At 64.0% G+C, this 26,412-nt stretch carries 26 protein-coding genes and 1 pseudogene; 19 read left to right on the top strand and 8 right to left on the bottom strand.

Going from position 1 to position 26,412, the window contains the following annotated elements:
• The first annotated feature begins 102 nt into the window (after positions 1-102).
• The 10 genes and pseudogenes from LAJ19_RS16620 to LAJ19_RS16575 all read left to right on the top strand — a co-directional run bounded on the left by LAJ19_RS16620 (position 103) and on the right by LAJ19_RS16575 (position 12,098).
• A complete protein-coding gene (locus tag LAJ19_RS16620) occupies positions 103-732 on the top strand; it encodes a type IV toxin-antitoxin system AbiEi family antitoxin domain-containing protein (protein WP_225523969.1) in 630 nt (209 codons plus the stop codon).
• Positions 716-1,635 (top strand): annotated as a pseudogene (locus LAJ19_RS21755) (nucleotidyl transferase AbiEii/AbiGii toxin family protein). Before LAJ19_RS16620 ends, LAJ19_RS21755 begins: the two are co-directional and overlap by 17 nt.
• Positions 1,636-1,685: 50 nt before the next feature.
• On the top strand, positions 1,686-2,213 hold the full coding sequence (locus tag LAJ19_RS16610) for a tyrosine-type recombinase/integrase (RefSeq protein WP_225523968.1): 528 nt from the start codon (positions 1,686-1,688) through the stop codon (positions 2,211-2,213).
• A 260-nt stretch (positions 2,214-2,473) separates the two neighbouring features.
• The gene (locus LAJ19_RS16605) at positions 2,474-3,061 is read left to right on the top strand and encodes a site-specific integrase (protein ID WP_225524001.1); all 588 of its coding nucleotides are present in this window, start codon (positions 2,474-2,476) and stop codon (positions 3,059-3,061) included.
• A gap of 77 nt (positions 3,062-3,138) precedes the next feature.
• Positions 3,139-3,735, top strand: a complete 597-nt coding sequence (locus LAJ19_RS16600) for a polymorphic toxin-type HINT domain-containing protein (protein ID WP_225523967.1) — start codon at positions 3,139-3,141, stop codon at positions 3,733-3,735.
• Positions 3,736-3,786: 51 nt separating this feature from the next.
• On the top strand, positions 3,787-4,284 hold the full coding sequence (locus LAJ19_RS16595; protein ID WP_225523966.1) for a hypothetical protein: 498 nt from the start codon (positions 3,787-3,789) through the stop codon (positions 4,282-4,284).
• Between the two features lie 1,542 nt (positions 4,285-5,826).
• Entirely contained in the window at positions 5,827-6,714 is an 888-nt protein-coding gene (locus tag LAJ19_RS16590) for a chromate resistance protein ChrB domain-containing protein (protein ID WP_225523965.1), read from the top strand.
• Positions 6,698-8,092: a chromate efflux transporter gene (chrA, locus tag LAJ19_RS16585; RefSeq protein WP_225523964.1), complete on the top strand. Its 1,395-nt coding sequence runs from the start codon at positions 6,698-6,700 to the stop codon at positions 8,090-8,092. The genes LAJ19_RS16590 and chrA overlap by 17 nt, the downstream gene beginning before the upstream one ends.
• Positions 8,093-9,124: 1,032 nt before the next feature.
• On the top strand, positions 9,125-11,041 hold the full coding sequence (locus LAJ19_RS16580) for a choice-of-anchor L domain-containing protein (RefSeq protein WP_225523963.1): 1,917 nt from the start codon (positions 9,125-9,127) through the stop codon (positions 11,039-11,041).
• Between the two features lie 805 nt (positions 11,042-11,846).
• Positions 11,847-12,098: a hypothetical protein gene (locus LAJ19_RS16575; RefSeq protein ID WP_225523962.1), complete on the top strand. Its 252-nt coding sequence runs from the start codon at positions 11,847-11,849 to the stop codon at positions 12,096-12,098.
• 551 nt (positions 12,099-12,649) lie between these two features.
• Here LAJ19_RS16575 and LAJ19_RS16570 read toward each other — a convergent pair.
• Both LAJ19_RS16570 and LAJ19_RS16565 read right to left on the bottom strand, forming a co-directional pair.
• Complete coding sequence (locus LAJ19_RS16570) at positions 12,650-14,155, bottom strand: histidine kinase N-terminal 7TM domain-containing diguanylate cyclase (protein WP_225523961.1); 1,506 nt, start codon at positions 14,153-14,155, stop codon at positions 12,650-12,652.
• A gap of 711 nt (positions 14,156-14,866) precedes the next feature.
• On the bottom strand, positions 14,867-15,310 hold the full coding sequence (locus LAJ19_RS16565) for a hypothetical protein (RefSeq protein ID WP_225523960.1): 444 nt from the start codon (positions 15,308-15,310) through the stop codon (positions 14,867-14,869).
• A gap of 520 nt (positions 15,311-15,830) precedes the next feature.
• On the opposite strand from LAJ19_RS16565, the gene LAJ19_RS16560 reads away from it, so the two are divergent.
• The 6 genes from LAJ19_RS16560 (at position 15,831) to LAJ19_RS16535 (ending at position 20,102) form a co-directional block, all read left to right on the top strand.
• The gene (locus LAJ19_RS16560; protein ID WP_225523959.1) at positions 15,831-16,283 is read left to right on the top strand and encodes a MarR family winged helix-turn-helix transcriptional regulator; all 453 of its coding nucleotides are present in this window, start codon (positions 15,831-15,833) and stop codon (positions 16,281-16,283) included.
• 66 nt (positions 16,284-16,349) lie between these two features.
• Positions 16,350-16,940 carry a DoxX family protein gene (locus tag LAJ19_RS16555; RefSeq protein WP_349774854.1) on the top strand — a complete coding sequence of 197 codons (591 nt, stop codon included), beginning with the start codon at positions 16,350-16,352 and terminating at the stop codon, positions 16,938-16,940.
• A 389-nt stretch (positions 16,941-17,329) separates the two neighbouring features.
• The gene (locus LAJ19_RS16550) at positions 17,330-17,713 is read left to right on the top strand and encodes a helix-turn-helix domain-containing protein (protein WP_225523958.1); all 384 of its coding nucleotides are present in this window, start codon (positions 17,330-17,332) and stop codon (positions 17,711-17,713) included.
• A gap of 60 nt (positions 17,714-17,773) precedes the next feature.
• On the top strand, positions 17,774-18,691 hold the full coding sequence (locus LAJ19_RS16545; protein ID WP_225523957.1) for a VOC family protein: 918 nt from the start codon (positions 17,774-17,776) through the stop codon (positions 18,689-18,691).
• Positions 18,692-18,727: 36 nt separating this feature from the next.
• The gene (locus LAJ19_RS16540; RefSeq protein ID WP_225523956.1) at positions 18,728-19,147 is read left to right on the top strand and encodes a DoxX family protein; all 420 of its coding nucleotides are present in this window, start codon (positions 18,728-18,730) and stop codon (positions 19,145-19,147) included.
• 22 nt (positions 19,148-19,169) lie between these two features.
• Positions 19,170-20,102 carry a VOC family protein gene (locus LAJ19_RS16535; protein WP_225523955.1) on the top strand — a complete coding sequence of 311 codons (933 nt, stop codon included), beginning with the start codon at positions 19,170-19,172 and terminating at the stop codon, positions 20,100-20,102.
• A gap of 205 nt (positions 20,103-20,307) precedes the next feature.
• On the opposite strand, the gene LAJ19_RS16530 is transcribed toward LAJ19_RS16535, so the two are convergent.
• The 3 genes from LAJ19_RS16530 to LAJ19_RS16520 form a co-directional block, all read right to left on the bottom strand.
• Entirely contained in the window at positions 20,308-21,033 is a 726-nt protein-coding gene (locus tag LAJ19_RS16530; RefSeq protein ID WP_225523954.1) for a hypothetical protein, read from the bottom strand.
• 20 nt (positions 21,034-21,053) lie between these two features.
• On the bottom strand, positions 21,054-21,599 hold the full coding sequence (locus LAJ19_RS16525; protein WP_225523953.1) for a hypothetical protein: 546 nt from the start codon (positions 21,597-21,599) through the stop codon (positions 21,054-21,056).
• Positions 21,600-22,332: 733 nt separating this feature from the next.
• Complete coding sequence (locus tag LAJ19_RS16520) at positions 22,333-22,674, bottom strand: cupin domain-containing protein (RefSeq protein ID WP_225524000.1); 342 nt, start codon at positions 22,672-22,674, stop codon at positions 22,333-22,335.
• Between the two features lie 487 nt (positions 22,675-23,161).
• Here LAJ19_RS16520 and LAJ19_RS21745 point away from each other — a divergent pair, with 487 nt between their 5' ends.
• Positions 23,162-23,296, top strand: coding sequence for a hypothetical protein (locus LAJ19_RS21745; RefSeq protein ID WP_255639902.1), 135 nt, complete (start codon positions 23,162-23,164; stop codon positions 23,294-23,296).
• A 113-nt stretch (positions 23,297-23,409) separates the two neighbouring features.
• Here the strand turns inward: LAJ19_RS21745 and ybiA are convergent, their stop codons facing one another.
• Positions 23,410-23,922 carry a riboflavin biosynthesis intermediates N-glycosidase gene (gene ybiA, locus LAJ19_RS16515; RefSeq protein ID WP_225523952.1) on the bottom strand — a complete coding sequence of 171 codons (513 nt, stop codon included), beginning with the start codon at positions 23,920-23,922 and terminating at the stop codon, positions 23,410-23,412.
• A 100-nt stretch (positions 23,923-24,022) separates the two neighbouring features.
• On the opposite strand from ybiA, the gene LAJ19_RS16510 reads away from it, so the two are divergent.
• Both LAJ19_RS16510 and LAJ19_RS16505 read left to right on the top strand, forming a co-directional pair.
• On the top strand, positions 24,023-24,442 hold the full coding sequence (locus tag LAJ19_RS16510; protein ID WP_225523951.1) for a hypothetical protein: 420 nt from the start codon (positions 24,023-24,025) through the stop codon (positions 24,440-24,442).
• Positions 24,443-24,543: 101 nt separating this feature from the next.
• On the top strand, positions 24,544-25,125 hold the full coding sequence (locus LAJ19_RS16505) for a DUF6183 family protein (RefSeq protein ID WP_225523950.1): 582 nt from the start codon (positions 24,544-24,546) through the stop codon (positions 25,123-25,125).
• A gap of 206 nt (positions 25,126-25,331) precedes the next feature.
• Here the strand turns inward: LAJ19_RS16505 and LAJ19_RS16500 are convergent, their stop codons facing one another.
• Entirely contained in the window at positions 25,332-26,024 is a 693-nt protein-coding gene (locus tag LAJ19_RS16500) for an MBL fold metallo-hydrolase (protein WP_225523949.1), read from the bottom strand.
• A gap of 70 nt (positions 26,025-26,094) precedes the next feature.
• Positions 26,095-26,385 (bottom strand): putative quinol monooxygenase, encoded by a 291-nt coding sequence (locus LAJ19_RS16495; RefSeq protein WP_225523948.1) that lies wholly within the window; start codon positions 26,383-26,385, stop codon positions 26,095-26,097.
• Positions 26,386-26,412 lie beyond the last annotated feature (27 nt).

The following is a 26,412-nucleotide window of genomic DNA, read 5'->3' as shown; positions in this document are numbered from 1 at the left end:
CCCTATCCTCAGATGTGGGGCGGTTCTGTTCTGGTTCTGATGGATTTGCAAAATCTATGCAAATCACCTGAAATGACCTAGATTTCGCAAAGAGATGATCATGTGACTGACCCGCAACAAGCCCTTCTCCAACTCTTCCAGGCCCATGGTGGCTACCTCACCAGCCAGGACGTCCGTCAGGCCAGCATTCCCACCATGTACCTCACCCTCTTGGAACGGCAAGGCGTGATCGAACGACTCCAACGAGGCGTCTACCGCCACCCGGAAGCACACACCGGACCGACCAACAGCACCGCCGTCGATTTACTCGAGGTGCAACTCCGTGTACCCTTTGCCCGTCCCTGCCTGGCCACAGCCCTCAACCTGCACGGACTCACGACCACCCGACCCGCTGCCCTCCAGTTCGCGATTCCCGCCAACAAGCACTTCCCGGACCTCGATTCCCCGCAAGTGGACGTGTTCTACTTCCGACCCAAGGCGTATCAGACCGGTGTGGTGAGCGTAGACGTCGCCGGACGGGCGCTTCAGACGTACTCCCCGGAAAAAACTCTGGTGGACCTGCTCCGTTACGCGCCGAAGTACGGACGGGAACTGTACCTGGAAGGTCTGAAAAAATACCTGCAGCGGCGCCTGGGCAGTCCCACGGCCCTCCTTCAGATGGCAAAGACCCTCGGACAGGATCAACACCTTCGGCGTGACCTGGAGGTGCTGCTCCATGACCAGGACCACTGAAGAACACCTCCAGGCCCGCCGCCGCGCGGAAAGCATCCGGGCCAGACTGAAGAATCTGGGAAAAAACGTGTACATGCACCACCCAAGCAGCAGCATGCTGCTGCTCTACACCCAGCAGGGGTTCCTCGCACGGCTGATGGCCAGTCCATACGCCCATCAATTCGTCCTGAAAGGCGCCCTCAGCCTGTTTGCCCGGTACGGCCAGGTCGCCAGACCCACGGAGGACATTGACCTGGCCGCCCGGGGAACGCCCAATACCCCGGAGCGGCTCCTGTCTGTTCTGAAGGCCATCTGTGCCGTGGACATGGATGACGGTCTGACCTTCGACGCAGACAGCATCCAGGTGCAGCCCATCAACGAAGGGCTGGAATACCCTGGTGTAGGCGTTCGTCTCACCGGGCAGCTTGATACCTCCCGCATCGTGTTGCAGATCGACGTGTCCTTTGGCAACGTCATCACCCCAGCGCCCGTGAAACTTGAGTTCCCGGCGCTGCTGCTGCCTGAAGCGGTGACGATCAACGCCTATTCGTTGAAACCGTCATCACCGAGAAGTTCGCTGCGTTGGTCGAGCGGGGCGCGGCCACAACGCGCATGAAGGATCTCTACGATCTCCAGATCATCCTCAACCAAGAACCCTTTGAGGCTGGTGTGGTCAGCCAGGCACTCCAGTCCAGTTTCAAGGCACGGGGAACGCCCGTGCAGGACATTCCCGCCGTGCTCAGCCCTGAGTTCGCGGAAGATGCGGGCCTGACCCGTCAGTGGGCGCACTACCTGCGGCGCACCCGGTTTACTGCGCCGGCCCTGCCTGACATCTGGATCCTGTTGCAGGCGTTCTACGTTCCAGTCCTGCTCTCTGGGCTGTCGGAGGGGCACTGGAATCCAGAACAGCGAAGCTGGCGGTAGGCTGCCAGATCGGCTTTCCCTTCGCCAGACGAAGGGAAAGCGAGGGCCACATGCCCAAGAGAGGAAACGGAACAGGCAGCATCCAGCAGCGCGCAGGCAGATTCGTCGCCGTGTATTCACTTCCGGTAGACCGGCAGGGAAAACGGCGCAGAATCTCAGCGCGGTTTGGCACCCACCCACAAGCAGAAGAGTGGCTCAGGCTCCAGACCACCCCACTGCTGCAACCGGACGTGTCGGGTGCCGCGGACGAACTGGTGCCCAGCATGACGTACGGCTCGTTCCTGCAGCAGTGGCTGGAATTGCGCAAGCCCCACGTACGGGAGAAAACCTGGCTGGAATACCAGCGGCTCATCCGCAAGTACCTGGAACCATCCGCCATCATCCAGATGCCCATTCACCTACTGGCGCCCCTGCACGTAGAACGGCTGGTCCTTCAGTGGCTTACAGACGGGGCCACGCGCACCCAGGCATTTTTGATCACGGCACAGGTTCGCCTTGCTCCCGTCCAGCCCCGTCGGCGATCAAGCTCACCCAGACACCTGAAGTCCGGCGGCAACCGAGACAAAGCAACGCCGTGATCAATATGGCCCTTCGACTGGTGAAGTTGACGTTGGGGCAGGCTGTGGACTGGGGGTTACGCCCATACAATCCAGCGGCCCGCGTGAAAGCACCGAAGCGGACCAGACATGAAATGAAGGTCTGGACGCCAGTCCAGGCACGACACTTCTTATTGATCACGGCGTAGCTTTGTATTGGTTGCCGCCGGACTTCAGGTGTCTGGGTGAGCTTGATCGCCGACGGGGCTGGACGGGAGCAAGGCGAACCTGTGCCGTGATCAATAGATCACTGCAAGAAGACGCATCCCCGTTGGTACGCGCTGTTCTACCTGGCCCTGACGACAGGCATGCGCCGTGGAGAGCTCCTGGGGCTGCGCTGGCAGGACCTTGGGCTGGAATCAGGCGAGGTGCGGATCCGGCAGAGCCTCGTGCAGAGCGGGTCTCGTGCTGTCCTGAACGAACCGAAAACCTCTGCCAGTCGGCGGCGCATCCTGCTGTCTGCCGATACAATCGACGTGTTGAGAGCCCACCAGACCAGACAGGGGCAGGAACTGTCCAGGTGGAAGGCGCGGTCTCCAATAGAGATGGATCTCGTGTTTCCGTCCACTGTGGGGCGGTTCCAGTTGCCGTCGATTCTGGTCAAGATCTTCCACCGCCTGGTCCGGGAGGCGGGACTGCCCGACATCCGGATTCATGACCTACGACACACATGTGCTTCGCTGCTGGTGCGGCAGGGTGTCCCCATCAAGGCGGTGGCGGAGCGACTGGGTCATCAGGATGCGAGTCTGACCATGCGGGTGTACACGCACGTGTATGACGATCAGAGGAGGGCGGCAGCGCTGTCCCTGGATGACTTGCTGAGTCTGTAAAAGGGTGCAACGAATGGTGCAACAGAGGTGCAACCCACAGGCGGTTGCACCTCTTGATGTGATTTTCGCCCTGGAGGATGGCTTCAATTTTTGAGCACTCCACCTACGTCACGGAGCGCTCGGACACCCAGCCTCGGCCCAAGCCGGAGGGGCATGAGGACCTCAGTGACAAGTGGGTTGGCGCTGGACACCTCAAGATTGGGGATAAGGTCAAGCAGGCGGATGGGACCATTGGCCTGGTCGCTAACGTCATCAACGTTCAGAAGGCCAAGGAGATGTTCAACCTTACCATCAGTGAAGCTCACACCTACTACGTTGGGCAGGCTGGATGGTTGGTGCACAATGCCAATGGGCCGGATTGCGGAAGCTTGGTGCCGAAGATTCTTGATGGTTTGCAGCCTTATACCGCGCGGATGAGCAAGGGCCTCTCTCAGTATGAGAAGCTCGGCGGCTTTAACGCAGCGAAGGCGGATTTTGCGACTCTTCTTGAAAAGTATGGAATTGATGCTTCTAAGGTCTCGGTAAAAGCGGATGGAGACGTGATGGTAGTTCGTGTAAACAATCGAGGGGACGTACTGATTGTTCGTAATAGGAGCGGAAGCTTGACCGGGGGCCTTCCTATTCTCGAGCATCAAGTCAATGGCGAAAGCATTCTAAAGATTAGGTATAGGTGATTATTTATGATTTTAAGACAAGAAACTGGTATATACCTTAATGGAAGCCTTGTGATTCCCGTTAACGTAGACTGGAGAGTTATACCGGTGAGATCGGATTATGGATGCCTAACTGAATATATAGAAGGACTAATTAACTATATTAGAGCGAACAATATTCTATTACGGGTCGAACAGTACTTTCCAGGACACTCACAATCTGAGGCTGCTTTCGAAATCAATGCATTGCAAATAAGCAATGAGGAGGCCATTTCTCTAATTATGACAGAAGGCTACATATGTGATACATTGATGGTAACTAGCGACCAGGACACAGTGTTGATAAGTACGCATGAAATGACATCAATTTTTATTGCTAAAGAGGCGACCATTAATGAAATAACCGGAAAATCGATTCTCCAAATGCAACACGAGTATGCAGAATATATTAACGACTGGAGTGGTATTCCAGGTAAAAATGCTAATAGCTTGCTCAATTTATCCTCAGACTACCCCAAATTGTTTATAGGTAGTCCATCGATTGAGATTAAGTTTGACACGCTTGTGTGACTTGCACATATAAGACAGGTGTAACTTCTTTCGGCAACTGAGCCTCAACCACCAGCCACTCCATCTTCCCTCCGGGGACGTGGGGCGGCTTCTCTTGCGCCCGCTCCAAGCACCCACCGAGCAGATGGCAAGCAGCAGCGTGTAATCCTCAGCCGCTCCTGCCTCTTCCGCCAGTCTCTGTAACGCCCTCTCCGGCACTTCCGGCGGCACGGGCAACTGGTGCGGCCTCTTCCGTAGGTCGTGTGCCAGCCAGCCCCGCAGCACCCGCCACAGCCATGTCCACAGACTGAGCGCGCTTTTCCCCCATTTGCCAAGGGGAGTGCCTCGTGCGAGGAAGGCAGCCTCGTCTCCATCCCGCATGCTTGCTGCCCATTCTTGGTACAGCGGTTGGAATAGCTCGTCGTGCTTGCGCTTCCACTCCGGGTCAAGCCGTTGCCACTCGTGCAAGGCAGTTACGCCCCAGCTTTTCCTGGATGGCCACTGCGGCGCAACAGTTCATTCAGCGTTCAGTGAAGGGGCCGCATGGCAAGTTTTCTGGGGTATTCCACCCCTCAAAAATGTTTGAATGGGCCTTCCTGGCCCTCCTGTGAGGAGATCTCCTTTTGAGTCGTCCTGGACGGCTTTTTTTTGGCTGGTCGTGACCGGTCGGCGTCAGGCTGACGAAGACTGCCTTTCCGCATCCTCATACCAGATGTTTGACGCTAATGTGTGTTGGTGTCAAAACGGGACGACAGGGTCCTTCCCACCCCCTCCATGGCGCGACCAATTTTCCTCCGCAACAGCGTGCGCCAGCAGCCGTTCATCGCCTCCGTCATCCTACGGGCAGCGTTTCTCCTTCACAGCGGTCCGGTCCGGCGCACCACAGACGTCCCGAAATGGATCAGCTTCTGTCGCACCCGCCCAGCGCAGCGCTGCACACAGGTTCTGCTCACCTGCCAAGAAGGTCCGTTGATCACGGCACAGGTTCGCCTTGCTCCCGTCCACCCCCGTCGGCGATCAAGCTCACCCAGACACCTGAAGTCCGGCGGCAACCGAGACAAATCAACGCCGTGATCAACGGTTGGTGCTGGCGGGATGGCGTTGTGCTGCGCCCGGCCGGCGCACTCTGTCATGCCCATGTTCAACCTTTCGATGCGGACGCAGGCGCCGCGGCGCCCATGATGTGGCAGGTATCCCTCCAGCACGGTCCACAACACATGCATGCCGTCCTGTGCCGCCCGCGCTGCCAGGCAACGCTGGAGGTCCGCTGTGCCCGCTGGGTCAGGTCCGCGCAAGGACACCATGACCGCCAGGCTGCTCCTAGGTTCCTCGTACCAGGGCTGCTGTGGGGAAATCCCTGGGGCCTGCCTCATGCACCTTCTTTAGCCTTTCCCTTCCTGCTCCCTCACCACTTCGTATAACTCAGAGGAGCAAGTTTGAAACCCGAATAGTCGACTTCGCATAAAAACGTGTTTCATTAGTTTGAAACATCTGTTACACTAAAACATGACTTGGCTGGTGCTTCTCTGCACATTGCCCGCACGAGGGTCCTCCACGCCTCGGGTGACCCTCTGGCGGCGCCTCAAACGCCTCGGGGCCATCACCCTGCCCGGCGGCGGCGCGGTCCTGCCCCACCAGCCGGACCCCCACGAACAGCTCCAATGGCTCCTCCAGGAATTGAATCAGGCCGGAGGAGAGGCAGTGATTCTGCACGTGAAGCGCGTTGAGGGGGTGACCAACACCGCCCTTGAATCCAGCTTCAATGCCGCCCGCGCAGAAGACTACGCCGAACTCACCCCCCTGCTCGACGAACTGAACACCTACGCCAGAGCGCCTGAGTCCGTGCCCAAAGCCCGCACCCTGCTGGACCGGCTCCGGAGACGCCACGCCGAACTTCAGCGCATCGACTTCTTCCAGTCACCTGCTGGAGTTCAGTTCAACCAGCTGCTCACAGGCGTGGAACGGCATCTCCGGGGCGATCCAGCGGTCCCACCCATTCCGCACGTGGACCCTCAGCAGTATCAGCGCCGGACGTGGAGTACCCGTCCAGGGCCACAAGTGGACCGGCTCGCCAGTGGCTGGCTGATCCGCCGGTTCATTGACCCTCACGCCACGCTGCGGTACGCCGCTGACCCTCAACCGGGCGACGTGACCTTCGACCGGACCGACGGGGACTTTACGCATGTTGGCCCCCTCTGTACTTTCGAAGTGTTGCTGCACGCCTTCAGGCTGGAACACCCTGCCTTGACTGCACTGGCGGACATCGTGCACGAACTGGACCTCAATGACGGCCGAAATGTCCGGCCTGAAACACCGGGGGTTGACGCTGTCCTGCGGGGCCTGATCGCCTCCTCGCCCGACGACAACCGCCTCGAGACGCAGGCTCACGCTCTGTTCGAGGGGCTCTACCACACGCTGACCCTGGAGGGTTCCCATGACCCAGCCACTTGATGTGCCTGCCCCCCACCCTCATGACGTGACCTTCGCTGAGGCCATTGCCACCTGGGCCCGCATCGCCGCACAGAGTTTCGGTGGCCCCGCCGGGCAGATTGCCGTAATGCACCGCATTCTGGTCGACGAGAAACGCTGGATCAGTGAGGAACGCTTTCTGCACGCCCTGAACTACTGCATGCTCCTCCCAGGGCCGGAAGCCCAGCAACTCGCCATTTACATCGGCTGGCTGCTGCACGGCACAAAGGGAGGCATCGTCGCAGGGAGCCTGTTCGTCCTGCCGGGCTTTGTGTCCATCCTGGTTCTCAGCATCATCTACGCGCTGTCTCAGGAGTCCACCTTCGTGCAGGCCGTCTTTTTTGGTCTGAAAGCCGCCGTGTTGGTTATCGTGCTCGACGCGGTCATCCGGATTGGGAAGCGGGCCCTCAAGCACCCGCTGCTGGTCGTGCTCGCCGGACTGGCCTTCGTGGCGATCTTCTTCTTCAATATTCCGTTTCCCCTGGTCGTTCTCGGCGCCGGCCTGATCGGATTTTTCGGGAGCCGCGTCCGGCCGGAGGTGTTCCAGGCGGGTGGGGGCCACGGCAGCAGCTCGCACGGCCATGAGGTCAGGGACGCGGTCATCACTGCACAAACTGCTGCCCGCGTGACTCCAAGCTGGAACCGGTTCTTCCGGATCACCGCCATCGGGCTCGTCTCCTGGTTCGGTCCCTTGTTGCTGGTGGGCGCGCTGTTTGGGTTCGGCAGTGTCTTCTGGGAGATGGCGAAGTTTTTCAGTCAGATGGCCGTGGTGACCTTCGGCGGCGCATACGCCGTCCTGGCTTACGTGGCGCAGCAGGCGGTGCAGGTCTTCGGGTGGCTCCGGCCCGGCGAGATGCTCAACGGCCTGGGGATGGCCGAGACCACCCCGGGGCCACTCATTCAGGTGGTGCAGTACGTGGGCTTCCTGGGTGCCTTCCGGAACCCTGAAGGACTCACGCCGCTTGCCGCGGGCATCCTGGCGTCCTTCGTCGTCACCTGGGCGACGTACGCCCCCTGCTTTCTGTGGATTTTTCTGGGTGCCCCGTACATCGAGCAACTGCGGGGCAACAAGGCCCTGTCGGGGGCGCTCACCGCGATCACCGCGGCTGTTGTTGGCGTCATTCTCAATCTCAGTGTCTGGTTCGCCCTGAATACACTGTTCTCGAAGGTCGGGGAAATGCACCTGGGTCCCCTGCGGCTGTACACGCCAGACTGGAGGACCCTGAGCATTCCGTCACTTGTCCTGGCTGGTATTGCAGGCACCGCCCTGTTCCGCTTCAGACTGGGCACCATGCCCACCCTGGCCCTGACCACCGTACTTGGCGCGGTCTACGTCTTGCTGACCCGCTTGACAGGCTGACCAGGAGAAGCAGGTGAACGCAGATACCCGCAGCTATCGGATCGGTTCGGGCGGCCAGGAGAGCATTCCGAACCGGACCTGTCCAGGTCCGTGGGCAGCTGGCCCTCAGCTCCACCTGCGGGGGACTGATGACCACCCAGGTGATCCTCCCACTCCTTCTGCTTGGGCTGCCGAACGGACGGTCCTCGCTGAGGACCTGCGTCGGTTTCCACAAGGGCTGCGAAGCGAACTCAGGGAACGTGGGAAGAGTGTGTCCGGGGGAGAGCGGCAACGGACTGCCCTGCCGTGAGCCTTGGCTGGTCACGGGCGCTGGACGATCTCGTCGTCGTTGAAGGGCCGCGGGCTGAACCTGGAGGCGACCCACATGACGGCCTCCGAGCGGATCTCGCGGCTGTTCGGACGGCCCGGGTGGGCTCGCACACCGTACAGGAGAGCCCATCGCGTCGGGACAACCAGGGCCGGGCCGTGGTCAGCCAGGTGCGAATTGGGTGGCAGGTGCTGAGTCAGGCCGTGCGGTGGGGCGGGCATGCCTTCTGGGTCTGCTTGAGCTGTTCAGTACGCCTTTTCCGCCCACCCACACGTCAAGCTCGCGAAGTGGTCAGGTGGTGAGGTTGCTGACTTAAGCGCAGCTCAGTAGCACGTCACTCATCCCAGGACAGCACTCTCAGCGGGAATGAGCGACCATAAATCATGTAAGAATTCTGGTGCCCTGACTTCCGTTTGTTGAGTCGCCGTTAATTTTACCTGTAGCGTTCACCATGATTGAGAAAAAGAATTCTACACTCATGACTAAGTCAGCCTGATGTGCTCTCAGGCTTAAAGAAGCCACACGGATCACTGCACTCTCTGCCTGAGCATCCTGCAGGAGGTGATTTCACAGGCCAACGTCGTGAAGACAGCAAATGAAAGCTGCCGCATACGGTCAAGGTATGCCGCAGCTCCCCACTCGTGCAGGACCGCTTCGAAAACATTCCTGCCACGCCTCCCAGCAAGGAGGTGCAGTGAGTCTACTGTGTTTTCCTGTTGCAAAAAGTGGATCACTACACCTCGCAGATTCCCTCCTGCTTCAGGGCGGGACCCGTTCCATGCGAGGACCTTATGCGTGCACCTCTTCATTCCTGTAGTTTTGCCCTGACCCTCGTTTTGCTTGCAGCCTGTAACAGCACCGCACCAGGGCCGACATCCGCCACCACCGGACGTGACGCGACCCCCCGCCTTTACTCCTCAGCGCCCGTCCTCCGCGCTCAGGCCGGAAACTTCCTGATTACCGACCTGACCGGCGGCGTGTCGCCTGCTGATCTGGCCAACGCTCTGGTGGGCGCCGGCGTGTTGGTTTCGGACATCAACTACACTGGCGCCGGCATCGCCGCAGGGACATTCACGGGTGGTTCAGGCATCATCGATTTCGACTCCGGCGTGGTCCTGAGCTCCGGCCGCGCCAAGGACATCCAGGGACCCAACAGCTCCGGCAACAAAAGCACCAGCCTGGGAACAGCGGGAGACGCCGCACTCTCTTCACTTGCTGGGAAACCGACGTATGACGCCGCCATTCTGAGTTTCAATTTCAAGGCAGACGCCGACAAAGTGTACTTTCAGTATGTCTTCGGCTCTGAGGAGTACGACGAGTATGCTGGCTCTCAATACAACGACGTCTTCGGTTTCTACATCAACGGACAGAACTGCGCCACGGTCGGACCTTCGGCTCAACCCGTCTCAATCAACACCATCAACCTTTCGACAAACCCTTCCCTGTACATCAAAAATAACAGTCCAAGCACGCTCAACACCCAGATGGATGGCCTGACCGTTACCCTGACCTGCGCAGTCACCGTCACGCCCAATGCAGTGAACACCATGACGCTGAAGATTGCAGACGCGTCAGACACGATATTGGACTCGGTCGTGCTGCTCAAAACCGGTAGTTTCTCGACCACTCCTCCCATCAACCTCCCGCCCGTCGCGAAGGCAGGCGGCCCGTACAGCGGTCCGGAAGGCTCGCCGATCATCCTGGATGCCAGCGGCTCCAGTGATCCGAACGCCGATACGCTGACCTACGAGTGGGACCTGGACAACGACGGAACGTATGACGTCAGCGGTGCGCAGTACACCCTGACCCCAGCGGACAACGGTGCCTCCACGGTCGGTCTGAAAGTAACCGATTCCAGTGGCGCCTCCTCCACCGACACCGCCACGGTCACCGTCAGTAACGTGAACCCGGTCGTGGGCGCACTGTCCGTCACGCCTGCCACTCCGGTTGCGGTTGGAAGCAGCGTTTCCCTCTCCACCACCTTCACCGACCCGAGTTCGGCCGACACGCACACGGCCCAGGTCAGCTGGGGTGACGGCGCGACCTCCAGCTCGAACATCCCTGCTGCCGGTCCCCGCGCCGTGAATGCGGGTCATGCCTACACCACCCCCGGCATCTACACCGTCACGACTACGGTCACCGACGATGACGGCGGGGTCGGCACATCCAGCTACGAGTACGTGGTCGTCTACGACCCCGCCGGGGGCTTCGTGACAGGCGGCGGCACCATCCAGTCCCCCCTGGGCGCCTATATGGCTGATCCTGCGCTTACGGGCAAAGCGACGTTTGGATTCGTATCGAAGTACCAGAAAGGCGCGACCGTCCCCACGGGCAACACGGAATTCCAGTTCCATGCGGGAAATTTCAACTTCAAGAGCGCCGCGTACGAGTGGCTGACCATTGCGGGCGCCCGCGCGCAGTACAAAGGCACAGGGACCGTGAACGGTGCGGGCAGTTACGGCTTCCTGCTGACCGCAGTGGATGGCCAGGTAAGCGGTGGAGGCGGCACAGACAAGTTCCGCCTGAAGGTCTGGGACCGGACGACCAACGCCACCGTGTACGACAACCAGGTTGGGGCCAGCGACACGGCCACGCCCAGCACTCCCCTGGCGGGTGGCAGCATCGTCATCCACAGCAAATAGGTCCAGTCGTACCAACTCTGGACATCGGCCCTCCACGACCAGCAGGGGAAGGATGGTTTAGATGTCCGCCTGAACGGCTGAGGGTTTCGCTCAGCCGTTCAGGCCGGTGGCGGCTGTGAGGCGGCGCTCGTCAACACCCAGTGCCCCTCCTGGCAGTCCGACACCCCGCAACGGAAGGCTCCGGATGTCCTGAGGACGCCACCAGGCGCGGATGATGGCGGGTACCCGGCCGCTGCGCCGGTGAACTGCAGGGACGTCCCTCACGATCCCTGGCGTCCCGTCGGCATCGCGGGCCCGGTACGGCGCTGGGTCGACCAGAACCAGGAAGGGCCGAGTGGGGTTCGCTTTGATTTTCTGGCCTCCTGTCCTGGTCACGGAGTGGGTCAGGGGCACAGCCACCGCTCCCTCTGGAACGGGGCGGTCATCTCCGGGTACACCTGGCCGGGCGGTGGTCGCGCTGCGCTCAGGGTGCCGCGCTCGGTGCCTGAGTTCCTGAGCGGGGTCCGCAGGCGCCTTCGTAGCGGCCTGAGCACGTCAAGACAGGTGGCGCCCGGCCTGCACTGAGCTTCAGGCGCCGTGTTCCTGAGGCCGGCGTGGGCCAGAACAGGCTCAGGCCATGCGCCGGGCGCAGAAACGTAGAGACCTCAGCGTGCTGGGTGAGCTCCAGATTACCGCGGGTGGCCGGGCGGACCAGAGCCGGTGCGGTCGCCGGGCACGGACGGTGTGCAGGCCGTTGTGGTGGGCAGGCCGGTTGGGGGACCCACTGGGGGTTCATCGGGAGGCGGCGCCCCCCTACCATGGGCACGTGCCACCTCCATCCGCCACCCAGCACCTGCTTCTGGCTGCCGCCGTGCTGGCCCTGAGCCTGGCATTCATCCCGGCCACGAAGCTCATCGCGCTGCCCGTTGTCCTGGGGCTGATGGCTGCCTGTTGCGCTGTGCAGGTGAGGGCAGAGTGGCGGGCCCAGCTGACGGCCGCTGCGGCGTTTTTTGCAGGACTGGCGCTCGTCCTGAGCGGCCTCGCCCTGTGGTGGTTGACGCGGACCACTGGCGGCTGAGCCGTCCTTTCACCCCTGACGCCTGCACCTCAGGGGCGTGGCAGTGGCGCAGTTGGCCCGTGCGTCACGAGGGCTCCTTTCAGCAAACGTCACGCCTGAAGAACGGGTTGATCGCGCAGCACCGCTGCTGCCAGGCGGCCTGGGGCGCCTGCGCCAGAGGGAGCCGGTGGGCAGGCCCGGCCGTCAACCCAGGCCCACCATCATCAAGGATGACGGCGTGGTCAGCCGGTCGTGATCGGGCCGGACCTCAGTGTGATGCCGGCCCTGCCCGTCGCCACCGGGTCTGAACTTCGCGCGTCCCGTGTGCGTCCTGTACGGGATCACGGGGCGCGCGCCCATGGCGTTCGCCGTGGGTGACCAGGCGTTCTTCACGCTGCTGGGCCCGCTGGAACGCCGCTGCTGCCACCGGCCAGCAGGTCAGGACTGCTCACTTCCTGGGTCTTCCCACGCCTGCGCCGCACGGCGAGCGTGCGGCGGGGCGCAGCGGAGCCAACGCGCCTCGCCTGTTTTTTCGGGCGCCATGTCAGCTGTTCGGCGTTCCGGCCCCGGCGTCAGGAGAGAGGCAGCGGATCAGGCGTGGTTCTTCGTTTGTGCGCGTACATGCGGGCGTCCGCCTTGCTGATCAGCATCTCTCCGGCGCCGTCGTCCGGGAAGTACGCCACGCCGACGCTCACACTCACGCCCGGGAAGCCGCGGTCCTGAACGTCCCGGACGACGCGCGCCATCCGGTCCCAGATGGCGCTTTCGCCGTGCGGTGGGCTGTCGGCCAGCAGCACCGCGTACTCGTCGCCTCCCAGGCGGTACACGCCGTCTTCAGGCCGGAAGCCGCTCAGGAGCGCCTGGCCGAACGCGGCGAGCAGCGCGTCGCCGGACGCGTGCCCGAGTTGATCGTTCACCTGTTTGAGACCGTTCAGGTCGAGCAGAACCAGACCCATGGGGAGTGCGTGGCGCGCGGCGCGGGCCTGTTCGCGCTCCAGGTCCCGCTCGAAGGCGCGGCGGTTCCCGAGGCCGGTGAGGGCGTCCTCGTGCGCGAGCTGCTGAACGCGGTCATGCTCCTGCGCCCGGGCGGTGATGTCGCGGGCGACCACCGTCTGCCCGATTTCGGCTCCCCCGGCATCACGCACGGTGGACCGCTGCACCTCCCAGACCTGGCCGGCGTGACGCCACTCCACAGGGGCTCCGCCGGGTTCGTCCGGCCAGGCGGGCAGCACCTCGTGCAGGCGCCGCCCAGGCAGGACGTGGTGGGCCTGCCCGGCCAGGTCCGCGGCGCGGACATTCGCGTCGACGATCCGGCCGCGGGTGTCCAGGACGAACACGGCGTCAGGGAGATGCTGCACCACCTGGGAGTGGGCCACGGGGGCCACATGCAGGAGGCCGTAGCGGGCCATGCCCCACGCGATGGGCAGCAGGCTGAGCGCAGAACTGACCGGCGTCGGGTTCAGTCCGGGCAGGACGTTGAGGCCCAGCAGGTACAGCGTGTTGACGACGGTCGGCATCACGACGGCCAGCAGCATGAGGGTGACCTGCGCGCGGTCCGCGCCGCGCGCAGAGCGGCGCGCCTGAAGCAGTTGCACGACTCCCCACGCGAGCAGCACGTTGGCGTACCCCACCACGCCAGCCCAGTACGCCCAGCCGCGCTGCACGGTGGTCCAGTCCGGGGCCGGCCCGGCGTACGACCACACCAGCCGGTGGGTGCCGTTCGTCCAGATCAGCAGGAGGGTCAGCGCCGGCACGGCCAGAAGCTTCAGAAGACGGCGCGGAGGCACCGGTTCCGGGTGCGGACTCAGGTAACGCTGGACCAGCGCGATCCAGGCGACGGGCAGGGTGAGGACGCCGAAAAACTCCATGAGGCCCCAGGTCCACTTCAACGTTGCGGCGTCCGCCCGGACGTACCCCAGTTCCCCAAGCAGCCAGACGCAGTTGGTGAGCAGCACCGCCAGGAAGGCCCGCTGGACCGGCTGCCTGACCCGTTGCAGGCCATGCCCGATCATCAGCAGAAGCAGCCCGAGTGCAAGCAGCAGGGGCACAGTGGGAGACACGCGCAGGGATTCAAGCATGGGCGGGACGACGCTGAAACGAGCGTAGAGCGCGGGCTCTGTCGGAAGCCTGACAGGACGGCGGTGCCAGGCGGTCCAGGCGTGCGGCCACCCCAAAACAGCGGACTCGCAGGCCACGCCCGTCGTGATCATGAAGGCGGCGCAGGTGGGGGCGTCACCTGGGCCCAGGTGAACTTGTCCGGCCTGGACATGTTCTTTGAAGTAGGGTGGACGCCGAGGCGTCGGTGACCCCCACGCGGCCAGCGTCGCGTAACGCTGGCCGCGCAGACCGCTGCCTGCCGGAGTGGGTCCGCGGCCGTCTCCATGGGTGCTTCCGGTGTCCGGCCTCCCAGTGGCCAGCACGATTCACGCTGGATGGTCCATACGCCGCCCTCGTCCTCGTCAGGGGCTTCCCCGCGGGTGGGCCGACTCCACCCACGGACTGCGGGCTTCTTGAATCCGTGGTCTTGAATCCGCAGTCGCGGCCCACCGGGCGGGACGGCCGGGCTGAGCCTGAACCCCAGCTGGCCGTCCCGCCCCCCGGTACGCCAACGGCCGGCTGAGCCCCTACCGCGCCGCTGGTGCCCAGCGCCACCCTGCGAGGTTGGTGCGTGGTGTTGGGCTTGGGGTGTGCGGGGCCGCTGAATTCGTGTGCCCTGACCGGGGAGGGGGTGGGCTCGGGGATGACGTCCCGATCCGGCCCCGAGGTCCGCGCCGCCCGGATTGGCCGGGTCAGTCGGCGTGTTCCAGCACGCGAAACCGGGGGTGGAGCCCTTCCGGGTGCAGGTGCTGCAGGTCCTGGATGAGGGACAGCAGCGCGCCGGCCCCCGGCACCAGGGCGTGCCACTGGTCATCGGTCAGATTTCTGACCACGAAATGTTGAGCCGCCCGCTGGGCTTCGAGCACCATCAGGTACTCCACATGAACCCGTTTCAGGGGGGTCAGCACCAGCCCGGAGGCAGGTTGCAGGGCCGCCCCGGTGTTCAGGTCGTACTCGTGTCCGGTGTCGACCGTCAGGATGTTGCCGCGGATGGCCGTGATGCGGTTGAGCCGCCAGGGTCGTCCCTGTCGCAGCACGCACGCCACCTCGCCGCACTTCAGGCTGGTCTGGTCAAGTACCGTATCAAGCAGGGTTAGCAGGTCCTGCTGGCCTTTGTACCGCATTTTCTTCGTCATGAGGGACTCCAGGAACATCACCGCACTGATCCGTGGCTGCCGAAGCCACGGCGTTCCCGCGACCGGGAAACACCTCACTGTGTCATCAGGCTAATCACCTGTCTCTGACAGCCGCCGGGGATGGCGCCTGGGGTTCGGGCTTCATTTTTGGGGATGCAAGGATGGACCTGTGAGCGGTGTTCAGCGCCTGAGGGAGCTGAGTGAGCGCCGCTGGTGAACAGGCTGATGGTGATCGACGGGGGAACTTGCCGCCGACGCTCGGGGACTGATCCAGTGTGGGTGGCGGTGCGTGGACCGCGCGGTTGCACCGGCGCACCCAGCCGGCCAGGCCAAGGCCGCTTCCTGAGCCGGCAGCCACAGTTCTGTCCGTCCGCTCCGGGTGGGCACTACTGTGCCAACGTCCGCGCGGCCTTCCAGGTGGGGGTTGTGGGCGGTGGCAACGGTGGCAGCGTCGTCGCTTCTTGAAAATACTCGTCACAACGATTATCGTCATCACGTAAGAGGCACCAAAGGACGCACGATGACCACAGACCTCCCCCACCCTCCACTGGAACACCCCACCTACCTCGCCTTGCAGGTGCTGGCCCTGCGTCTGGAAGATGACGTGGCCGATCTGCTCAAGCAGGGCGGCCTGAGTGTGACTCAGTTCAACGTGCTGCGCATTCTGCGCGGCGCGGGAGAGCGGGCCCTCACCTGCGGGGACATCGCCGCGCAGCTGCTCAACAAGGACCCGGATGTCACCCGCCTGCTGGACCGGATGGACAAGCTGGGGCTGGTGGAACGTTTCCGCAGTGAGCACGACCGCCGCGTGCTGTTGACCCCGCCTGACCCCTCAGGGCCGCGCCACCGTGGACCGCTTCGACGCGCCCATTCAGGCGCTGCACCGCCAGCAGTTCCAGACCCTCCCACCGGAGCGGCTCGCCCTGTTGCTCAAGCTCTCCTCCGGGAAGTTCTGGCGGTGGACGCTGTCTGACCTTTCGCCCGCTGACCGAACAAATATCCGTTATCACGTCTATCGTCCTAACGAACAGGAGATCCCATGACCACCACCGCAACCACCACTGCCCGCACCGCCACCACCCTTCAGCGCGTCGACCTCGCCCTCACGATCCTGCGGGTCATCATCGGCGTCATCTTCATCGCCCACGGCTACCAGAAGATCTTCATGTTCACCCTGCCCGGCACCACCGGCGCTTTCACCCAGATGGGCGTGCCCCTCCCCGCCCTCGCCGCACCCGCCATCGCGTTCCTCGAGCTTCTCGGCGGCGCAGCCCTGATCGCCGGACTCGGCACCCGCATCGTTGCCGCCCTCCTCTCCCTGAACATGCTCGGTGCCATCGCCCTGGTCCACCTCAAAGCCGGCTTCTTCAACCCGAACGGCGTGGAATTCCCCCTCGCCCTGCTCGCGGCCACTGCCGCCCTCGTCCTCACCGGCGCCGGCGCCTCCGCCCTCGATGCCCGCCTCCTCGGTAGCTCAGGAGTTGCCGCACCAGCCGGACATCTCGGGCGATCCGCAGAGCACCGTCTGACCGGTCCGGCCCCCGGATCGTCGGGGTTGATCCGCCGGGGGCGAGGGCAATTGAGTTCCCCCGGGCGGGAGCCCGAACATGACGGGGTCCTGCGTACGTAGCGGCGGACCCTGGAGTGGATTCACCTTGAATCGGACCAGGGACACCGCGCGGCGCTGGTGTTTCTCCTGCTGGGGCGTTTTCGCACCGAGCAGTGCGCCATGAACGCGGCCGGGCCAGCGGTGAGCAGAGTGGAGGGGCGTCCTACCGGCGATCGCCTGGGGTCTGTCGCCGCCTCTGCGGTCGGGTGGAGCTGTTCCGTCTGTCACAGATGCACCGGTCGGCGCAGTGTGGTTTGCGCTTGCCCCCGGCGGAAAGGTCTCCTTGAAGTGGCGCAACGATCAAGGGGAGGCGTGCCTCTGGTCGAGAGAGTGGAGAGTCCACGCCCTGGTGTGAATGCGGCACTGGTCCTCCTGTTGACATTACGTGTTGGAACACCTATAACAGAGGTATGGGTTCGCCGCTGCGAAACAAGATTCACCAGGGTCGCCCCATCAAGAGCCTGAAAAAAGAAGCCACACGCAACCTGCACCGCCCCATCCCCTTCCTGAATCACGTGAGCAAAATCCGCGGGCGCCTGGTTGGCCAGACGCTGGGCGTGACCGGCCCGCTGGACAAGGTGGAGGAAGCCGACCTGGTGAGACGTGAACGAAGCGCCACGAACCGCCGCTGCGTGCCCACCCTCCTGACCCCCAAAGCCCGGGTCTTATTCAACCGGCGGGACGGACCTGCTGCGGATCTTCAACCCCGGCAGTCAGGGTACCTGCCCCCAGGACAGCGGCGTCCCCTGGTTGAAACGCCCACCCGGATTCACGCTCACCTGCACCACAGCTGAATGGCGCTCTTCGTTTTTAATAGGTGTTTCACCACCTGACCGTACCACAAGGAGTTCACGATGAACCTGCCCCCGACCCGCCCCTACCCTGACGTTCCTCCCGGCCGCATCGGCGTCACGCCGCCCCACCACACCCTGCCCGCCGGGCTCCGCCTCGGGCCGGTCGTCCTTCAGATCGCCGACCTCCACACTTCCCTCGCCTTCTACACCCGCGTCATCGGCCTGCACGTGCATCAGCAGCACGGTCAGACGGCCACACTGGGGACCCCTGACGGTCAGGTGCTCCTTGAACTCCGCGAGAAAAGAGGCGTCAAGCGCGCCCCACACCGGGGCCGGCTGGGCCTGTACCACTTCGCTCTGCTGCTGCCCACCCGCGCCGACCTGGGCCGGTTCATCCGGAACGCACTCGACCAGGGCGTCCACGTGGGTCAGTCTGACCACCACTACAGCGAGGCCACCTACCTTCAGGATCCCGACGGCCTGAGCATCGAGGTCTACCGCGACCGGCCACGCGAGGCGTGGCGCGTCAGCGACGACGGTCAACTTATCGGCGGCGGCGACCCCCTCGACCTCCCGGGCCTTCTCGCCACGGCCGGCGAGGCCGCCTGGACCGGAATCCCCAACGGCACCATCCTCGGCCACCTGCACTTCTACGTCGGTGACCTCGATCAGGCCGCGCGCTTCTACCACGCTGGCCTGGGCTTCCCCAAAACCGCCTGGACCTTCCCCAGTGCCCTGTTCCTCGGCGCGGGCGGCTACCATCACCACCTCGGCCTGAACACCTGGGCCGCGGGCAGCGCTCCCTCCGGTGACGACGATGCCCGCCTCCTGACCTGGGATCTGCTCCTGCCGGACCAGACCACCATCGACCGCACCGCCGCCAGCCTGCAGACCGAAGGCTTCCACGTCACCCACACTCCGGACGGCCTGCTGGCCAGCGACCCCTGGGGCATTACCGTCCGCCTCCGCTTGCCCTGATCCCGACCTTTCGCCCTCAATTCCAAGGAGCTCACCATGACCACGACAACTGCCCCCGTTCGCCCCAGCCCCGCTCTGCACATCACCCTCTGGGTGCTTCAGGCCCTGCTCGGCGCCCTGTTCCTCGCCGCTGGCCTGATGAAGCTCGCCGCCCCCATCGCGCAACTCGCCACCTCGCTGCCCTGGGTGACCGACGTGCCCGCCGCCCTCGTGCGCTTCGTCGGCCTGGCGGAAGTGGCCGGCGCCCTCGGTCTCCTGCTGCCCAGCCTGACCCGCGTTCGCCCGAACCTGACGCCCCTGGCCGCGCTCGGCCTGGTTGCCGTGATGGTCCTGGCTATCCCGTTTCATCTCTCCCGCGGGGAAGGCATGATGCTCCCAATGAACCTGCTCCTCGCCGCGCTGGCCGGCGTCATCGCCTGGGGCCGCAGTCGCCAGGCGCCCATCCAGGCCCGCTGAACCTGACCCCGGAGGCTTGATCATGACTGCATCTGTCCCATCCGCTGCCCTGGCCGCCCGTATTGACCCGAACCTGACCCTGGGAGAAGTTGCCCTGACCGTGCGCGACCTGGACCTGACGGCCCGTTTTTACACGGCCGCGCTCGGCCTGACCCTCCTCGCCCGGGACGGTGCCCGCGCCGCCTTGGGGACCGAAGACGGCCATCCACTGGTCACCCTGCGCCATGACCCTCACGCGCCCACGCCACCTGCCGACGCCACCGGGCTGTACCACATCGCCGTCGCCTTCCCTACCCGGCCGGACCTGGCCCGCTGGCTGCGTCACGCGGCGGCCCTGGGCCTGCCACTCGGTCAGTCGGATCACCTCACCCACGAAGCGTTTTATTTCAACGATCCTGAGGGCAACGGCATCGAGATCTACCACGATTGGCCACGTGAGCAGTGGCCCTTCAAGGACGGCAAGTACACGTCCTTTGACACGGCGGTCATCAATGTTCAGGACCTGCTGGGCACCCTTGCTCCGGATGATCGAGGCTGGACGAGAGCACCGATCGGGACCCGCATGGGGCATGTGCATCTCAAGATGAGTGATCCAGCCGCTACCCGTGGCTTTTACGAGGGTGTGCTGGGCTTCGACATCGGAGCAGACGGCATGGGCGCCGTCTTCGCTGGCGCGGGAGGCTACCATCATCACGTGGGCACAAACGCCTGGCAAAGCCGCGGCGGACCAGTCCCGCCCAGCGGTGCCCTGGGGTTGCTGCACTACACCATTGAACTGTCGGGCCCGGCCGAGCTCAGCGCCGTGACGGCGCGGCTCAATGCAGCGGGGCTTCAGGTGCAGGCGGGCGCAGCGGGTTCATTCGTCCAGGACCCGTCGGGAATCCGGCTGCTGCTGCGCGAAGGGCCCTCCACGGTGGAGAGCGCCCTGGCAGCGCTGGACGCGGTGGGTGGATGAGGGCCTGGCGCTCCGCGCCCCAGGACACTGCTCTGCCCGCTTCAGCCCACCGTTCCAGGCACGTCACGCTCAAGCGCCGGGTGTGATCACTTGGCGGCGCGGTGACCGGCCCTGCCCCCGTCTTCATCTGCCGCCGGAACGCCGCCCCACGGCCGGAGCCCAAGCGGATGATCAATCGGCCGTGGCCCTGCGGGGCAGCGCCGGTTCAGGGGGGTGTGGGCTTGACCGGCACCACAGGAAAGTTCGGGAGCGGGCGGATGTCCAGCGTCGGGAAGCGGGTGGTGGACAGGGCCTTGAGCCGCGCGGCAAGTTGCGACAGGCTCAGACCCGCTATCTCCTTGGCCGCGCCGCGGCTGGTCACCGGAATCAACCGTTCTCCCTCCAGAAGGTAGCGGCCTTCCGGCGCGATGACCCGGACGGTTTTCTGGCCGTCCAGTTCGGGTCCAGGGCGAAGGAACAGAACGTACTGCTGGCCTTCCCGGTACTCGGGATCGTCGTCAAGCAGGGTGGTGCGGGGCGAGGTCTGCGTGGGGGTGGCCTGATCCATGGGTTTCAGGTCGCGGGCTTTGTCTGGCGGCGTCTGCGTGGTCAGCTGCCCGGTGCTCAGGCCGGTATGAAAGAGCGTGAGCTGGCGCGGCGCGCTGCCGTAGAGCGCCTGTACCTCCAGCAGGACCCGCTCTGCCGGCACACGGTCAACGCCCCCGGGCTCGCCGGCCGCTTTGACCGTCAGGTCACTGGCGCGTTTCACTCCCACGACGCGGGCGATCACCACTACCTGCGAGAGTTTGACGGCTTCCTCCAGGGACCGCGCCATATTGACCCAGCTGGCGTGTATGCCGGGCGCCGCCTGGGGCCATCTGGCGCGCAGCGGCGCAAGCCACTGCACCAGGAGCAGGCCGCTTAAGGCGGTGACAACAAGTGACAGTTTCATAGGACAGTCCTCCTGCGCCTTCAGTACCGGTTGTTGATGTCCGTCCAGTTGTGGGGTCCGGAGAGGTTGACGTTGTTGAAATACCCCTTGCCCATGCAGTCCCCAGTGTCGCTGTGATCGAGGCCGAACAGGTGACCGAGTTCCTGGCAGTACACGCCGCGCTTGTCACTTGCGCTTCCGGTGCCGGTCGTACCGCCGTAGAAGCTGTTGAATCTGGCGTGCCCGTGGGTCACGAGGCAGCCGCCGATGGTTGGGCAGTGCCAGGGCCAGTCGAGTCCCCAGCCTTCAATGGTCGCCAGTCCCCACCAACCCGTGTCGCCGAAATTGCCGCCAAACATGCTGATGTCTGTGTGCCCGCCCTGCCGCGGGAGACTCAGGTCGGTCCGGCTGTCCCACTCGTTCCGTACCGCGTCGGCTTCGGTCACGTCATTCCATATGCCAACGCCCAGGGTGCTGCGGTCCCAGTGCCAGAACCACCAGTTGTGGGCAGCCGCCTGGTGCAGATTCAGCACGATCAGGGTGCCCACCAGGACATGGGCCGCCCGTACGCGGCGTCGTTCGCGCATCTGTCATTCCCCTTTTCCCGTGCATTCCACGCGGGATGGACTTCAGAGGTCGTAGAGCATGGCGACATCCCGGTTGTGACAGGTCCGCACGCAGTTCTTGTCTGCGTCGCTGCCTGAAGTGTCTTTATCGTGCACATTTTCGCATTTGGAAGATGAGACAGGCTCAAAGGCACAATTAATATTGTGTTTGTAATTCCATTTGCAAGTTGCCAGCCTGCCGAGGTACGTTTCCCTGGCTCTGCAGTGCCGCCGCTGGTCAGGTTGATCTTGGACTGGCCACACGCCCGGACGCACGACGCGGCGCCCGGCTCGGCGGGTCTGGCCCTACGCTCCCGGCAGGCGCACTCCTGCATTCGCAGCTGAAGGGGAGGCCCATTGAGGTCACGGTGTGCGTGGCAGAGTATGGAGGCCTGCTTGCAGGTCTGGCCGTGGGCGCGATTGCTGACCCCCCATCAATCCAGGCGTGCTGTTCACAGCCCAGTGGAGCGTGCCTGCTCGTTGGAGACGTCCAGATTCACGGCACGCAGAGGGGAAGCACAAGAGTGCACCGCGCCGGTGGGCCTGTCGTGCTGACCAGAATTCCCGTGGGCATGGATCAGGGAGAAGGCGAACGACCGTAATGGACAGAACCCCGGGCCGGCAGCGATCAACGGAGACACGACCGGACTGAACTGACGGCACTGGAAAAACACGCAGGACGGATGTCCGCTGCGCCGCTCTCTGGAGCGTGACTTCAGGTAACGCTGCTGGAGAGCCACGGGTCTGCGTCCTGTGCGCTGAGCCAGGTTCCCGCTGCCATGAAGCTGTGTTCCGGCCCGGCCGGCGAGAAGGTCGCGAGGAGCCGTGCAGGTTGCTGCCCATTCTCGAAGCGGTGGAGGGTCTGCCGGGGAATGTGAATGAAGTCGCCCGCCGCCACACTGAAGGTCTGAGCACCCACCTGAAAGGTCAGTTCGCCACTCAGGACGTAGAACTGTTCATCCTCCGCCGTGTGCTGATGCAGGTTTGGACCTTTTCCAGGAGGGATAAAGAGTTCCATGGTGGTGTAGCTCCCTCCCGATTCCTGACCGGTGACCAGAATCGTAAACAGGCAGTCGGCGAATCAGAAAGAGCGTTGACTGCGGGCCTGCACGTAACGAATGATGTTGGCCTGCCCGGCTTTCACTGTGTTCATAACGCTGCTCCTGGAGGCCCAACGGATGTCCGGCATTCCCAGCCTCCTCTGACTAAACCATGTCCCTGTGTGAGAGAAACACAACTGCCCGGAACGCAGCCTCCCCGCCGGGGTTCCGCAGGGCACGGTCCGAACGGGTTGTTGCCACCAGGCTGACAGGAAACGGAGAGAAGGGGTCCTCTGCTTGTCCGGGAGGCGGATCGAGGCGTCTTCCCCCGCCTCCCGCGCGGAAGTCGTGTCTGGGGGGACCATGGGTAGACCGGCCTGGAGAAGCTCTGCCCGAAGCATGAGGTGATCGTGCCCCGCATGCGACCTCGAGGCGGCCCACCGAGCAAGGACGACTGCGCTCAATCATCAGATCTCGAAGGTGCGGGTTACCGTGGAGAACGTCGTGTGCAAGCTCAAGACGTTCAAGGTCTGCCGGGAGGTCTACCGGAGTGACACCGGGTGGCACGGCCTGTTCTGGGGTGGTGTGGCCGGCCTGGTCAATCTCCGCGCCATGAACCGCACACCACAGGGTGCCTGAATCACCGGAACCCAGTTCGGGGGAGGCGCTGCTTCTCCTGATCAACTCGCATCCCAACTGGGCTATCCGTCTTCAGTGTCCTGAAACCTCCGGCACCAGCCTGCGCGCGGCGTTCAGGACGCTGTCGGAGGGGAGGACGTGATCTTGACGTCTCCTGTACGTAGGGTGTCGCGCACGCGCATCAACGCCAGCCCCAGCAGGTTCTGACCCCACTGATGGTGGTGGGCGGGGGCGTCCTGTTCGCTGAACCCGATGCCCCAAATGGCATCTGAAGGAGCAGCTTCGACCAGCAAGGCGTCGCCAGTGGACAGGAGGACGTCCCGCAGCCGAGAGTTCTGGGCGAACTTGTGAACGCACGCGTCGTAGGCGACCTGTTCGCGCACGGCAGCCCAGATGGCCTCGTCATACGGCCGGACCCGCCGGCCGAGTTTCTTGCACTCGCCAGGACCACGCGCAGCCAGGATGCGCTCGGCGGACACCGGATCACCGAACGTCAGCGCCTTGCGGTACATGATGTACTGCTCGGCGGTCTGAAAGGTCTGGCTGTCCACGGTGAACACGGACGGATGAAAGTTGCTGAACGGATGCGCCGTTCGGTAGAAGTACACGGGATCGGCAGGGGTCATGCGGCTGAAGGTATCCCTGAGACGTGCCGCGGCACATGGCGCGGATGGCGTACGCCGCTGTGACCGGGCAACGCCACGAGCCGTGCGCTACGGTGGCGGCATGGCCCCCCGTGACCCCCACTGGCTCCACGCTCTGTTCCCGGAAAACGCCGACCGCACCCTGCCCTGGGGGGACGTGGGCGAGCACGTCACGCTGTACCGTCCGGTGGGCCTCGCCGAACTCCGTCTTCTGGCGCTGAATGGCTGGCAGGCCTTTCCTCCGCGGCTGCCAGACCAGCCGATCTTCTACCCGGTACTGAACTTCGCGTACGCTGAGGAGATCGCCCGGGACTGGAACGCGAAGACCGCGCCCTGGGCCGGCTTCGTGACGCGCTTTGACGTGCAGGCGGAGGTCGCGACGCGCTACGAGATTCAGGTCGTGGGCAGTGAGCAGACCCACCAGGAACTGTGGGTGCCGGCCGAGGAACTTGATGCGTTCAATGCCGCGGTCATCGGGCAGATTGGTGTGCTGGTCTCGTAGGTGGGCCCGGCGTTCGAAGGCACGATCAATGCTGCGACGCATCTCCCGCACGATCTGACAGGGAAACAAGCCCCGGACCAACGCGACTGACGGCCTCCAGCGTGCGGACCGCGCGGCCCACTTCGGCGCAGTCCGCCTTTTCCCATCGTTGCTCAACAGCGAAGATTTCGTGGTGCTCCCCAGGTTTCAGCAGGCGCTGGTGGCAGCCCGTCACCCTCCCCCTCGCCCTGACGGATTTAGAACTGAACCTCCCCCTGCCGCAGTACGGTTACGTCCTGGGCAAGTTTGGCGGTGAGTCGCGGCCGGGCGTCACGACGCCGGTGGTGACGCCCGACATGGCGCTGCCTTCCCGGGACGAGGCCTGGCCGGCGTTCCAGCGGGCCGACGATGAGGTGGTTGTCGAAGCCCTCGGGGCGCCCTTTCACCTGTGGCAACAGGAGTCGAATGCCAGCCTCGAAACGCGGGCCTTCCGGTTTGACGCGCCCCTGTCCCGGCTGGACGCTTCGTTGGTGGGTCGCCTGCCGGTCGCTTCGGTCGCCTCACCAGCGACCACCCGGGTGGCCACCAGCAGCGGCCGGGAGGTGTTCATTGACCTGTCTGCGGCCGGCCTGGTGCCACGGCGCCCCGCACACTGTCTCGTTGCCCAACGTTACAGCACTGCCGCCCCTGGGCGCTTCTGCTGAAAGTACCGCGCCTGCACCGTACAATCACGGGTCATCCTCTACTCGTCCGAGGCTTGTCAAACCACCGTCTCAGACGAAGTGTATTGAAGTACCGGTTTCCGTACCTTTTCGTCCGCCGGGCATGTCGGGACCACACCGCCAGCGGACCCCACGCAACCCGTGCACAGGTGCAGTTCTGCCGCTTCCACCTGTGCACGGTTGAAGGCTTACCGGGATTGGTCCAGCACGAAGATGTGCCGGTCGGGCGGCAGGGTGTCACGCGTCAATTCCAGCGTCGGGGTGCCGACGCGCGTGACCATCTCAGCGGGGTACCGCGACAGGAAGGCCTCGACCGGCTCGATCTGCAGCCACCCGCGTGGGCTGTAGTAGTGCATGGGAATCACGACCCGGGGGTTGATCGCCGTGATCGCCGCGTCCAGATCCTCAAACGCGATCGTTGCGTGTGCGCCGGCGAGGGCCAGCATGATGTCCACGTTGCCGCGTAACGCGTCGAGGTGCTCGGCAGGCACGGGGTTGCCTGTATCCCCCAGGTGCAGCACCCGCAGCCCACCCAGGGTAAAGAGGTACAGCGCGTTTGCGTCCGGATGACGGCCGAACTCCCCCTGGAAGTCGAACGAGAGACTTTCCATCGCCGGGAACGCGCGGATCTCCACGCCCTTCACCGTCAGGCCCGCGGGCGGCACAGTGAGCGCGTCCACCACCACAGGTTCCCCCCGCACGTGGCTGGGGTCCGAGTGGAAGGTGTCCGTCGAGGAGCTCATGATGACCAGGTCGGCGGGTTCATCGACCGGGTCGAAGCCCGAACCGGGTTTTGGTCCGGGCGTGTAGGAGTCCGTGATGACGCTCAGCCCGTCCGCGTCGAAACGGAAGCAGGCGTGCGCGTAGAAGGTGATTCTCACGGCCGTCTCCTGTCCCGGGGCGAACGGCGCGCGCTGCCGCCGGGCGCGTCGCCCTGCGAGGGTGCGGTGTTCACGCCCCGACTTTCTCCCCGAGGAACAACTCCCACACCTCGTTCATGCCTTCGGTCTTCTCGGAGAAGGCCTTGAGGTGCGGGGCCTGCATGTGCTGCTCCCACAGCGACCGCGTCGCCCAGTTCTCGTAGAACATGATGACGCCTGGCTCTTCGACGCTCCGGTGCATGTCGTAGTTGAGGCACCCTTCCTCCGCGAGGGTCGGGGCGATCAGTGCCCGGCAGGCTTCGAACAACGGTTCTTCCATGCCGGGTCTGGCTTTGAGCTTGGCGATAACGGTCAGGGGCATGACGTCCTCCTTGGGCAACGGGCCGTG

The organism is Deinococcus taeanensis (genome assembly GCF_020229735.1).
GTDB classification, from domain to species: Bacteria; Deinococcota; Deinococci; order Deinococcales; family Deinococcaceae; genus Deinococcus; species Deinococcus taeanensis.
The sequence above is the reverse complement of the archived record's forward strand: the minus strand, read 5'-3'. Positions and strand labels throughout refer to the sequence as shown.

Excerpts from the sequence above, each read along its gene's own strand:
- LAJ19_RS16545 (WP_225523957.1), top strand. The coding sequence starts at position 17,774 with ATGAACCTGCCCCCGACCCGCCCCTACCCTGACGTTCCTCCCGGCCGC.
- LAJ19_RS16550 (WP_225523958.1), top strand. The coding sequence starts at position 17,330 with ATGGGTTCGCCGCTGCGAAACAAGATTCACCAGGGTCGCCCCATCAAG.
- LAJ19_RS16510 (WP_225523951.1), top strand. The coding sequence starts at position 24,023 with ATGGCCCCCCGTGACCCCCACTGGCTCCACGCTCTGTTCCCGGAAAAC.
- LAJ19_RS16565 (WP_225523960.1), bottom strand. The coding sequence starts at position 15,310 with ATGACGAAGAAAATGCGGTACAAAGGCCAGCAGGACCTGCTAACCCTG.
- LAJ19_RS16610 (WP_225523968.1), top strand. The coding sequence starts at position 1,686 with ATGCCCAAGAGAGGAAACGGAACAGGCAGCATCCAGCAGCGCGCAGGC.
- LAJ19_RS16570 (WP_225523961.1), bottom strand. The coding sequence starts at position 14,155 with ATGCTTGAATCCCTGCGCGTGTCTCCCACTGTGCCCCTGCTGCTTGCA.
- LAJ19_RS16495 (WP_225523948.1), bottom strand. The coding sequence starts at position 26,385 with ATGCCCCTGACCGTTATCGCCAAGCTCAAAGCCAGACCCGGCATGGAA.
- ybiA (WP_225523952.1), bottom strand. The coding sequence starts at position 23,922 with ATGACCCCTGCCGATCCCGTGTACTTCTACCGAACGGCGCATCCGTTC.
- LAJ19_RS16540 (WP_225523956.1), top strand. The coding sequence starts at position 18,728 with ATGACCACGACAACTGCCCCCGTTCGCCCCAGCCCCGCTCTGCACATC.
- LAJ19_RS16530 (WP_225523954.1), bottom strand. The coding sequence starts at position 21,033 with ATGAAACTGTCACTTGTTGTCACCGCCTTAAGCGGCCTGCTCCTGGTG.
- LAJ19_RS16600 (WP_225523967.1), top strand. The coding sequence starts at position 3,139 with ATGGCTTCAATTTTTGAGCACTCCACCTACGTCACGGAGCGCTCGGAC.
- LAJ19_RS16555 (WP_349774854.1), top strand. The coding sequence starts at position 16,350 with ATGACCACCACCGCAACCACCACTGCCCGCACCGCCACCACCCTTCAG.
- chrA (WP_225523964.1), top strand. The coding sequence starts at position 6,698 with ATGACCCAGCCACTTGATGTGCCTGCCCCCCACCCTCATGACGTGACC.
- LAJ19_RS16560 (WP_225523959.1), top strand. The coding sequence starts at position 15,831 with ATGACCACAGACCTCCCCCACCCTCCACTGGAACACCCCACCTACCTC.
- LAJ19_RS16535 (WP_225523955.1), top strand. The coding sequence starts at position 19,170 with ATGACTGCATCTGTCCCATCCGCTGCCCTGGCCGCCCGTATTGACCCG.
- LAJ19_RS16525 (WP_225523953.1), bottom strand. The coding sequence starts at position 21,599 with ATGCGCGAACGACGCCGCGTACGGGCGGCCCATGTCCTGGTGGGCACC.